Annotated in this window: 5 protein-coding genes; all 5 read right to left on the bottom strand. The window is 41.5% G+C overall.

Translation table 11 applies throughout. The features are described from left to right. Positions 1-5 precede the first annotated feature (5 nt). The 5 genes from QVD32_RS00425 to QVD32_RS00405 all read right to left on the bottom strand — a co-directional run bounded on the left by QVD32_RS00425 (position 6) and on the right by QVD32_RS00405 (position 11,998). Entirely contained in the window at positions 6-3,134 is a 3,129-nt protein-coding gene (locus QVD32_RS00425) for a SusC/RagA family TonB-linked outer membrane protein (RefSeq protein ID WP_229033606.1), read from the bottom strand. Between the two features lie 142 nt (positions 3,135-3,276). Then, on the bottom strand, positions 3,277-4,563 hold the full coding sequence (locus QVD32_RS00420) for a T9SS type A sorting domain-containing protein (protein WP_008862687.1): 1,287 nt from the start codon (positions 4,561-4,563) through the stop codon (positions 3,277-3,279). A 31-nt stretch (positions 4,564-4,594) separates the two neighbouring features. Next, complete coding sequence (locus tag QVD32_RS00415) at positions 4,595-6,862, bottom strand: GH92 family glycosyl hydrolase (protein WP_118686933.1); 2,268 nt, start codon at positions 6,860-6,862, stop codon at positions 4,595-4,597. 153 nt (positions 6,863-7,015) lie between these two features. Continuing rightward, positions 7,016-9,532, bottom strand: a complete 2,517-nt coding sequence (locus QVD32_RS00410; RefSeq protein ID WP_118686934.1) for a GxGYxYP domain-containing protein — start codon at positions 9,530-9,532, stop codon at positions 7,016-7,018. Between the two features lie 171 nt (positions 9,533-9,703). Further along, positions 9,704-11,998, bottom strand: a complete 2,295-nt coding sequence (locus tag QVD32_RS00405; RefSeq protein WP_118686935.1) for a GH92 family glycosyl hydrolase — start codon at positions 11,996-11,998, stop codon at positions 9,704-9,706. Positions 11,999-12,319 lie beyond the last annotated feature (321 nt).

Genomic DNA, 12,319 nt, shown 5'->3' with positions numbered 1-12,319 from the left:
TCAAATTAGAATGATAAATTCAATCCAAAGTTAAAGTTTCTCATAATCGGATACAGGTATCCATAATTCCCTTCCGGATGCTCGGGATCGACGAAATCCAAATTAGATAGCGTAAATAAATTATAGCCATTTGCAAATATCCTCAAACGATCCACTTTGAATTTACGAGTGATATGCTGGGGTATTGTATAGCCAATTTCCACGCTTTTCAACCGTAAATAAGAAGCATCGTATGTCGTCTGTTTACATCTTGCATAATTCACGCTATAAGATCCGGCATCACGGGTCGTAGGCCATTTTCCGGGAATCCAGTTCCCATTTTCGTCCTGACGATATCTGTCATAAAAATGAGCCAAACCGTTTCCACCGAAACACAACGGGTATTGCAATTGCTCGAAATAGATCACATTGAATCCACCACCGCCTTGGAACAACAGGTTCACATCAAACCCTTTCCACTCGGCAGCGATAGTAGCACCGAATGTCATTTTGGGATTTCCGTTATCATTGGTGTGCTCGTACACGTTCGGATAAACATCATTGTCATCGATGATTCCGTCGCCATTCCAGTCTTCATATTTCCAGTCACCCGGCAACTGGGTAGCACCACCCTGACCGTCTTGAATAGGCGACCGCCAAATATCCTCCATCGAAGTAAATTGTCCGTTTGAGCCATAAGCCCACCCCATATCGGAATATCGGTTTGAATATTTATTTCTCCATCTATCATAGGAATTCACTGCATCCCCTTCCTCCAAATGTCTGTTCTGACGACGAGTCAATGCAAAATTCAAACTTACCGAATAGTTGAAATCATTAATCTTATTGCGATGTCCCAATACGATTTCAAAACCTTTATACAAATCTTGATTCAAATTTTCTTCCGGCAATTCAGCACCTATAGTACCGGGAACTTCACCACTTCTCTTTCCTAACAGACCATCTCTGTATCTCCAAAAGAAATCTACCTGTGCAGACAGCATACCATTCCAAAGATCAAGATCGGTTCCCACGTTCAAGGTCTTCGACTTATACCAAGTTATCAGTTCATTCGGTAGACCTCTGAAACCCAATCCTTTATAGACAACATCGCCGAATACATAACTGGCGCCCGGATAATCATATCCCGACAAATATTGATAGGACGAGGAACCATCGTCACCCATAGCTCCATAAGATGCTCTTAACTTCCAATTCGTAATAAAGGACAGCGGAGCAAATTCTTTGATAAAGCTCTCTTCCGAAATTCTATATCCGACAGAGGCCGATGGGAAAAATCCCCAACGATGTCCTTTGGCAAACTTGGAAGAACCGTCATAACGGAAGCTAACTTCTGCCAAATATTTGGATTGATAATCGTAATTGACACGTCCGACTAGACCCATATTCGTTACACGATAAATCTGGCCAGCATCGGCATTACCGATTTGCTCTTCTTCGGAGCCTGCAAAAATCTCGTCTACGGCATCCATCTCGAAGTTTCTTTTTGCCCACAAGTTATCCTCTTCCTTTGCACTTTGTTCGTACAAAAACAAGACTTTCAAGTTATGTTTCTCTGCAAAAAGACGCTCATAGTTCAAAGAAGCCTGTAATTGATTCTGTGCTCCCTCCCATGATTTTCTGTAAATAGAAGAAGGCGATGAATATATCTGAGAATTATAAACATCTTTCTCCCTATCGTATTTATATAATGTATATTGTTTTTGAAATTCTTTCTGTTGATAGTTCTTATAATCATAAGCATACAAAAACTTAGCACTTAATCCTTTCAAAAAAGGAGCTTTATAAGTCAATGTAAATGTAGTATTCAAGGTTCGGTTTATCCTACGCTTATAACCGGATTGATCGGCATCGGTAATCATAAGCGGATTCAAACCATACATCACGTCATTAGGAAAACTCTCATTATTATTGGCATACGGAGTTTCCGTAGGTTTAAGCATCCAAATAGCTTTGAACTGTTCCCAAGTATCTTTATAAGGTTGATTCTTTTCATCGGACATCGCACCGATCAACAATTCGGCTTTCAAATCTTTTGTAACATCGAAACTCAAATTGGAACGGATATTATAACGATGGTAATTTAAATCGCCGGTTTTCCAAATACCGTCTTCGCCATAGTAACCAAAAGAAAGGAAATATTGTGTACGCTTCCCGCTTCCGCTGGCCGTTACATTGTGATGGGTTTGAGGGACCAAATTTTTCATAGCCAAATCATACCAGTCGGTTCCTCCCTCCCGGCGGAAACGAGCTACATCTTCTTCCGTGAAAGTGGTATTAATACCTCTACCCATATTTTTATCAGCTTCACGAACAAGCTCGGCATATTGAGCAGCATCCAAAACATCAGGCAAGCCCGACGGATTCTGGAAACCGAAACTTCCGGTATAATCAATTCGGGTCTTACCGCTCTCACCCTTACGAGTCGTCACCAATAACACGCCATTCGATGCACGCATACCATAAATAGCGGCAGATGCGTCTTTCAATACAGACACGCTCTCGATATCGTTAGCTTCCAACCGCTGGAAATCTGACACCTCTCTTACGACACCATCAATAACGACCAAAGGAGTACCCAATCCACGGATATCCATCTTGGCATCATAACTACCCGGCTCTCCCGTACGTTGTTGAATACGCACACCCGGCAATTTACCGGCCAACATATTTTGGACATTCGAAGTGGGTGTAACGGTCAGTTCATCTGTTCCTATCGTACTGACTGCTCCTGTTAAAGTAGCTTTTTTCTGTGTGCCGTAACCTACGACCACTACTTCATCTAATATCTGATCATCTTCACTTAAAGTCACATTCACTACGGTTTTTCCCTTCAAGGCAACATTTTTCGAAGCAAAGCCGATCAATGAGAATTTCAATTCCGCTTTGTCCAATTTGTCACCGGATACATTCAAATTGAAAATACCGTCTATATTCGACATCGTACCGGTATTAGTTCCCACCACTACGACATTAACCCCGGGTAAAGGTTCCCCGGACTGATCCCTCACTACCCCTGAAATTTTCTGCTGTTGATCATTTTCTGCTAAAACCGTAGCGCAGCCTACCACAACAAAAAATAAAAATAGGAATGAATGAGAATAATGGGAAAGCATTGAAACCGCCTTTTCCATATAAAAGAAATTGTTTTTTTTCATGCGTCCTGTTAGATTATTGTTATTCAACCATTTCCTTAACAAGCAATTGCAATTTTAGAATTTAAAAAAGATAGGAAAGGAGAGGACCGACTAAGCGAATCCTCTCCTATTTGATTTTTTATTTTACAACCTTAAATGCTTGGGAAGCTCCGGTTGAAACGATATTGACTACATAGATACCTTTTCCGGTCAAAGAAATATTCTCTATTGTATTTTCAGCTATTTGTTTAGCCACCAACACACCATTCGTCGTATAGACATAGATCATTTCATTTCCATTCAAACCTTCTGCTCGGATACCGTCGGTAGTCACATAAACGTTATAAGCGGCTTTTTCGACATTTGTAACTCCACTTGTGCTTGTTTGCCATTTAAATACCGGATAAGGAGAGATAGTGGGATCTATTGTCCATATTTCATCAAAATCCCAACCCATATCGTCTGCATAAAACGATTCGGTCAGTTCCTCTACCGTTTCTCCATTATCGGTATCGATTCCCGTTCCCTCTGTTACGGCTTGACCATTCAATAAAACCGAAGAGTGCGCATAATTATCAGAAACATCTCCACCGTTTCTCTTTCCTACAACACGATGTGTCACTTCGACTTCGCCTATAATATCCTTGTTCAAAGACAAACAGGAAATAACCGCGCCACCATCATTAGCACCGACAATACCACCGACATTGGTTTTACCTTCGATAGTAGAAGTCGAATAACAATACATCACTGTGGCATTTCCAGAACTAACGATTCCACCTACGGCATCCCCGGTCTCACCATCAGTAGACTTAGCCATTACATTACAATCGGCCGTATAACAGTCTGTGATTACAGTAGTACCGGCACAAGGCCCAACGAGGCCGCTGGAATTAGAACCTGTTCCAATGTTCGAACAAGAACTGTTGATAACTCCCACTTGCTCAATCGTAGCATTACGAGTTAATCCCGTCAAGATACCTAAACGCCCGCCACCAATGACAGTCACATTATCAAGCAATAAATTTCTAATCGTACCACCGTCAACAACGCCGAAAACACTCATATCATGCGCACCGGTATCATCTCCATGCTTAGCCATCAAATTGGAAATCTTATGCCCATTACCATCAAACGTACCGCTAAAACGTTGGTCCGAACCATCTCCGCTTCCCCATTCTCCTAACGGCCACCAACCGCCTTCTTTTTCATAAGAAGCAAAATCCAAATCGGCCATCAATTTAAAATAGGAGCCCCGATTCTCGCGTACAGCATCGAACTGAGCTTCCGTCTCAATCAAATAGGGATCTGACTTTGACCCAGTACCCCCGGCATACAAATCACTTTCCTGTGCCCAAACACTCGAAACCAGCATCATGCTGCAAAAACAAGATGCTACAATCTTTTTGTAATCATTCTTTTCCATGACATTAAAACTTTAAATTATTAATAACACTTTATTTAATAGCGGATTTCGGACGACAATCCATATTCGCCCCAAAATCCTTATTCGGTTTATTTCCCATTGTAATAACCAATGTTCCCCCATTCACTATATCGGCATGAGAGATGTAAGACTTATCATACGGTCGACCGTTCAACTGAACCGACTGAATATATTTGTTCTCTCTTGAATTATTGACCGTCCTTATTTCAAACACCTTATTTTCTGGCAATTTCAAAGCGACCTTATCAAAAATCGGTCTTCCGAAAACATAGATTCCATTAGAAGGATTGACCGGATAAAAACCTAAGGACGAAAACACATACCACGAAGACATCTGCCCGCAATCCTCGTTACCCTGTAACCCGTCGGGTGAATCATGATACATTTGTGACAATATATAATCGACTTTCTCCGCCGTTTTCCACTGCAACCCAGCATACGAATAAAGATATACGGTATGATGTCCGGGTTCATTGCCATGTGCATATTGCCCTATCAGACCGGAAATATCAGGAGATGCCGCATCGCCCAAATCGGCATTAACCGAAAACAAACTATCTAATTTCGAAACAAAAGCGTCATCACCACCCAACAAAGAAATGAGACCTTCCACATCATGAGGGACTAACCATGTATATTGCCAACCATTTCCTTCGCAATAAGCATCGTTCCGATGAGTTGAATGAACAGGATTAAACGGAGTAAGCCAAGAACCATCTTGATTTTTTCCTCTGAAAAAGCGGGTGTCCTTGTCCCAATATTTTTGATATGCCAAAGCTCTCTTCGAAAAATATTCATAGTCATCTACCTTACCCAGCTTTCGAGCCACTTGTGCCACTCCCCAATCTGCAATGGCATATTCCAATCCCTTAGCTACCGATTCCTTCTCTTTATCTGCCGGAATATATTCAAGTTTTGTCACATACGATAATCCCTTATAATCAGACATCATTGAAGCCTTCATTGCTTGATAAGCCCGTTCGTAATTAAAACCTTTCATATTTTTCAATATAGCATCCGCTATAACAGGAACCGACTGAATACCTATCATTTCATTCGTGTCCGAGCCATACAAATGCCAAACCGGCAAACGTCCTTGTTGCTCATAAATAGCCAACATCGAATTAATAAAATCGGGAACACGCTCCGGCTGCACCAACGTATATAATGGGTGAGCCGCACGATACGTGTCCCACAATGAGAATACGGTATAATTGGTGAAACCCGGATCTCCATACACATTTTTGTCTGTACCTCTATATTCCTTGTTACAATCATTGAACATAGCCGGTTGTATAAACGCATGATATAAAGCTGTATAAAAAATACGTTTGGCTACTGTATCCGTAGTCGATACTTGCAGTTTGGACAATTCGGCATTCCATTTGGCAGTCGTCTCATCTACAACCCGTTCAAAATTCCAATCGGCGATTTCTTGTCGAATATTAGCCGCCGCATTTTCCATACTCACCGGCGATATTCCCACTTTCACATCAAGTTTCTCGACATCAGATGCGACAATTACATTTCCCTTCACGTCGATGCCTTGTAAAACATTTCCTTGTACCGGTATCGAATCGTGAAACAAAGCTAAACGTATCGGTTCGGAGAAAACAGCCGTAAAATAGATTTGCTGTTGCTTCGACCAACCAGAGGAACAACGATAACCACTGACAGTAGTATCGTTCACTTGTTCCAGATATGTATCGGTAGGACGATCGTCACCATTGGCATCCTTTAAATTAATCATCACATACTTTTCGACATTCTTCGGGAAAGTGTATCTGTGAAAGGCAACTCGGTCCGACGCCGTCAATTCTACTTTTGTACGATGAGTTTTCAATACTACTCCATAATATCCGGGTAAAGCCGTTTCATCGCTCTTAGAATAATAAGAAGCATAACCCGATAAGGGATTATCTTGGGTTCCCGGCTGCGTACGCATTTTCCCCGTATATGGCATAAATAACAAATCGCCCGTGTCGCTACAACCGGTTCCATTGAGATGCAAATGTGAAAATCCTATTACAATCGAATCGGAGTAATGATAACCCGAACACCAATCCCACCCTTTATTTATATTGTTAGGACCGATCTGCACGGCTCCGAATGGAGCAGCGACTCCTAAAAACGTATGACCATGTCCGCCGGTTCCTATATACGGGTCCACATAATTTACCGGAGCAAATATCGCCGATTCGATATTTTCGTCTTTTACTCTACACGATACAAGTAAAAATAAAATAGAAATGAATACAATTAAAGGTTCTTTTTTCATTACAGCATTTTATGTGTGTGAGACAAAAGTAAGATTATAATATTAACAAAAACATTAATAATACATTAAGAATCCACGATTCAAGCATACATAAAGTAGATTTTTTACTACCGAAACATTAACAAAACATTAATATTCGAGAGGCATCATTTTTCAATTCACTTTTCCCGTTATTCCTCCGACATTCGTAATTCCTTCTATCCGACAAGTCGAGTAACAATCGATGATTTCGCTATCTTCACTCATGGAACTGGATATACCACCCGCACAATCCTTCGCATAAACATTTCCACCCTTCACAGAACAGTTTTTTACCACCGACCGGTAAAGTGGACCTGTCAAACCTCCGGCATTCGACCCATGATCCGATAATCGGTTTTCGCATTGGCTATCGAGTATATCGACCTGTTCTATCTTTGTAGAAAAGGTAGCGCCTGTCAGAACGCCTAAACGCCCCTCTCCAATGATGCTGCAATTTTCAACTTTCAAGTTGATAATCTCTGCACCTTCTGTCACACCAAAAATACTCAGGTCATGAGCTTTTCGTTCCACCGACAAATTCCTAATCGAATATCCACCTCCATCAAAAAAGCCACGAAAACGCTCCATAGCATTATCTCCACTTCCCCATTCGCCCAAAGGCCACCAACTTTGGCCATCTTCTCTGACATAATCAGAAAAATCGAGGTCGTTAATCAATCGAAAGCATTGGCCTCTATACTCCCTTATATGGTCGAACTGTTGCGGAGTAGAAATAAGAAACGGATCTTCCCTACTCCCCGTACCACCGGCAAAAGGAGCAGTTTCCTTCAAATAAATCCGCAAAAGCTCAAAAAAAGACGGGGCATCCAACAAACAGATACTATCATCTATTTTTTTCAGTTCCTCGACTACCTCTACATACCACGTGGGAGATTTTATTATATTTCTAAACCAATGAAAAGGCAACCCCTCTCTCTCCCTTATTCTATTGACGATAGCCACCGCAGCATCTTTGGGCTCGACATCATTGATATCGTAATCGGCCCTCAACACAGGCATATTTCCAAAAAGCATACTCCACGAAGATAGTTTCTGAGGAACGATTCCATTGGGACTAAACGATCGATAACATTCCATTCCTTCCCAATTCAAACCGGGAGCATAACCGTCGACAATAAAGCCGGTAATGCTCAATCCCCATTTCTCATAATAGGGCTTGCAGTGCTCCGCCCACGATTGTAATCCAGAAGGTAATCCCGAAATAGGTCTGGGTTCTTGTAACATTCCGGGGCTCAAATATCCGGCTCCATTATCCGATGCGACAAAATAATCATTCTTAGTAGCCGTTTTTCTAAAATTATGTAACACATGAGGCACGCGCTCCTGTAATACCGGACTTATGGCCCACATCATCGGGACTTTTCCTCTATTGGGGTCGTCCCAAGTAAGTGAGGTAAATTGGCTCACCCACGATGACGCATCATAATCCCCCACATAAAATATCAGAAAGTTCCTTCCTTTCACGTCGACTTTACCGTCTTCGGTCAACAATCCTCTTTGCTTCAACTCTTCATGAGTAACCCACGGTTGCGAATACCGTTCCTCCAAAGGGAAATGCTGCCAAAAAGAGGCATTTGCCAACGCTCCGATTGCAATTGCATCGGCATCTTTAAAAGCGTTGTAAGCGCTGATAAGACGTAAAAACTCCCACTCCGTAGGAACATCGTCGTGGATACCACCGGCATGCTTCGTGTATTTAAATGCCCATGAGGGGAACCCTCCTATATAGCAGTACTTTTCACCTTTATTCTGTTGGTATGCCAACAATAGCATTTCTTTAAGGGTAGCCAAATCAGTCCCTACCTTTTGAGTCGGTTCGTCTGTTGCCGGTTCGTCTCCCCACGGTGATAAATCGAAAAAGAAAGCTCGCTTGCTAATGAAAAAATCATGATTAGAAAGCGTATGATGATTCCGTACCGTAGCACCGGGATTTTGTTTCCAATATTGATCCAGATAATAAGCGGCATATTCCGTGTTACACTTGCCAGTTTTCATATAATTCTCTATATACCAAATGTACGGATCGTTTTTTATAGAGCCTGTGCTGTTTCGATTCGTCCCCGGAATCACCCCCGATCCCGTAAACATAACACTTCCATCTTCATTGATCAATCTACGCTTTACTTTCAATCGGGGACCACCCAAAACTAAGCGGCTATACAAACTCTCGGAATCAAGATCATAACGGATCGGCAAAAGGTCTTCCGCACCCGCAACGGCAGAAGCGACATTGCTTGTGGACGGAACTCTCTCATCATAAAGTACCACCCCCTTTATGTATCCGGCGTAAGCCGACACCAAGTCTTCAATGGTATTATACGTCACCGTTTCCTTTTGATACAACCACTGACCTTTCCTACGATACTTATTCAACCAATATTTATCAATATCCAATTGATCCCTATCCACAAAAAAGACATATAGTTGCGGAGCATCCCGATTGACGATTCCTTGCAAAGCCGAAACGACATGTACATCGTCCCAAGCGACATTGCGTCCCTTTGGTGTCGACAAGTCGGTTTCCAAAGTATAATGCAGGTCATAAAGCCCTATCGCCTCTTGACTGGCTGCCTTATAGCAACCCAATACCCAAAACAGCACTCCATAGATAAGAACTCTCTTCATCATGCGACTCACCTCTTAAATTTTCAGACTTTTTATACCACGTCATCAAGATCACCTCCACCGATTTTACTTTTCATCAAGCAGTAAAAAGTAGTTTTCATGAGGTCAAAACATGGTCACCTCCGGTTTATTCGAACCGGAACACCTCGAATGTACATGGGATTTATTTGATTCTTACTTATCCTCGTTAGTCAAAGAATACGGGAAATCTTCATCGTTTATTCCGCGCTCTGTATTAGGCGTATGACTCATATCGAAATCAAGAACAGCGCCGTCCATCAATTCCTCGTGTTTCAACCAATTGTGGTTATACTCTTTCCCGTTCATTTTCAGAGAACGTATATATCTATTTTCGTTCGTGTTGTCGGGAGCATTCAAAACGATCTGCTTTCCATTTTCCAACGTAAGAATCGCCTTTTTAAAGAGCGGAGCTCCCATCACATACTCCCCTGAGCCCGGACATACCGGATAAAAGCCCAACGCAGAAAATATATACCATGCAGAAGTCTGACCATTATCTTCATCTCCACAATAGCCATCAGGATAAGGAGTATACAGCTTATCCATCACTTCCCTTAACCAATATTGCGCTTTCCAAGGCTGCCCGGCGTAATTATAAAGATAAATCATATGTTGGATAGGCTGGTTGCCATGTGCATAATTGCCCATATTCATAATCTGCATTTCCTTTATTTCATGAATGCACTGCCCGTAATAACTATCGTCATAAATAGGAGGAACCACAAAAACAGAATCCAACATGGAGACAAAGTTCTCCTTCCCTCCCATCAGATCGATAAGTCCCTGCACATCATGAAACACGCTCCATGTATAATGCCAACTGTTGCCTTCGGTAAAAGCATCGCCCCATTTATACGGACTGAAAGGAGACTGGAATGTACCATCTTCGTTTTTCCCACGCATCAGATTGTTCTCTTTATCGAAAACGAACCGATAGTTCTTACTCCTTTCCCGATAAAGATCGATTTCTTCCTGCGGACGGTTCAATTGTTGCGCCAGTCTCATAATACACCAATCATCATAGGCATATTCCAATGTGCGCGCCACATTCTCGTTAATACCTACATTATAAGGTACATATCCTTTTTGATTGTAATATTCATATCCCAATCTTCCTGTCGAAGGAACTTGGGGATGCACATGATTCGCTCCGTGCAGAACAGCCTCATACAACAGATCGATCTTTTCTGCCTGGCATCCTTTCAAATAAGCATCGGCCACAACAGATGCCGAATTATTACCCACCATACAGTGACGGTGTCCCGGGCTGGCCCATTCGGGTAAAAATCCACTTTCTTCATAACTGTTTGCCAATCCTTCTTGAATTTCTTTGTTGACAGAAGGATACATGAGGTTCAAGAAGGGAAATAAAGCGCGGAACGTGTCCCAAAATCCGGTATCTGTATACATATATCCTCTCCTCACTTCTCCGTTGTAAGGACTATAATGAACAATATTTCCATATTTATCTACTTCATAAAACTTACGGGGAAACAATAAAGAACGATACAAGCAAGAGTAGAAAGTACGTAGTTGTTCATCAGTTCCCTCTTCTACTCTCACTCTATTCATTACATCGTTCCAAGCATTTCGAGCAGACTCTTTTACCTCGTTAAAATTCCTACTGCCCAGTTCTTCTAAATTCAACCATGCCTGCTCTTCACTGATAAAAGAAGAACTTACCTTTACACCAATCTTTTCACCTTTATAAGTCTTGAATCCCAACACAGCACCGACATGATTATCTTCTACCTCTCTTTTACCTTTTATAATTTTATCTCCGCTCCATACTTCTGCCGAGGCAAAAGGCTTATCAAATTTCATCACGAAGTAATTTCTAAAATTATCCGGTACTCCCCCGCTATTTTTAGTCGTATAGCCGGTTACCGTGCCATTTTCCTCATCTATCTGAACAAAAGACCCGTTATCGAATGCATCTACTACGATATACGACTCTTCACTTTCTGGGAAAGTAAACCTAAAATAAGCAGAACGTTCCGTCGGAGTAATTTCTGTTTTCACATCATGGTCAGCCAAATACACACTATAATAATAAGGTCTTGCCGTCTCAGCTTTATGAGAAAACCAGCTTCCTCGTTCATTTTGCAGGAACTTTTTACCACCGGTCACCGGCATCAATGCAAACTGCCCATAATCATTGATCCACGGACTGGGCTGATGTGTCTGCTTAAATCCTTTTATCTTGTCGTCGGTATAACAATAGGCCCAGCCATTTCCCATATCTCCCGTTTGCGGTGTCCAGAAATTCATTCCCCACGGTAATGCGACAGCCGGATAGGTATTACCCGTAGACAAGGTAAACTTAGATTGAGTTCCCACTAACGGATTCACATAGTCAACCGGTGAAAAAGAAGTAAAAAGCACCTCTTTACCTCCGCACGATATAAGTAAAACAGATAAAAATACAAGTAAAGAAACTTTTTTCATGGAATCGTTTTTTTATTTTTTGCGACAAAAGTAAGCCGGGGTAATTAATGAAACCATTAATAGAATATTAATTATCCATATGCAATACTTATTTCCGAATCAAAAACATTAATAAGGCATTAACAATTCTCATAAGAAAGGGGGCGACATAACAAGATTAATAACAAGGGGAACCACTCGACAATCAGTATAAAAACGATTCTTTCAAATAAAGCTATCGAGGTCAACGTTATTGCCTCATATCTTTCCATATATTTTACTGTAAATAGTCACGTGTAGAAAACAACATCACCTCAAACAAGAAAAACAACTCAATGAAAA

The organism is Barnesiella sp., from assembly GCF_022723415.1.
GTDB classification, from domain to species: Bacteria; Bacteroidota; Bacteroidia; order Bacteroidales; family Barnesiellaceae; genus Barnesiella; species Barnesiella intestinihominis.
This window is presented reverse-complemented; position numbering and strand designations above follow the sequence as displayed.

Excerpts from the sequence above, each read along its gene's own strand:
- QVD32_RS00420 (WP_008862687.1), bottom strand. The coding sequence starts at position 4,563 with ATGGAAAAGAATGATTACAAAAAGATTGTAGCATCTTGTTTTTGCAGC.
- QVD32_RS00425 (WP_229033606.1), bottom strand. The coding sequence starts at position 3,134 with ATGGAAAAGGCGGTTTCAATGCTTTCCCATTATTCTCATTCATTCCTA.
- QVD32_RS00405 (WP_118686935.1), bottom strand. The coding sequence starts at position 11,998 with ATGAAAAAAGTTTCTTTACTTGTATTTTTATCTGTTTTACTTATATCG.
- QVD32_RS00410 (WP_118686934.1), bottom strand. The coding sequence starts at position 9,532 with ATGATGAAGAGAGTTCTTATCTATGGAGTGCTGTTTTGGGTATTGGGT.
- QVD32_RS00415 (WP_118686933.1), bottom strand. The coding sequence starts at position 6,862 with ATGAAAAAAGAACCTTTAATTGTATTCATTTCTATTTTATTTTTACTT.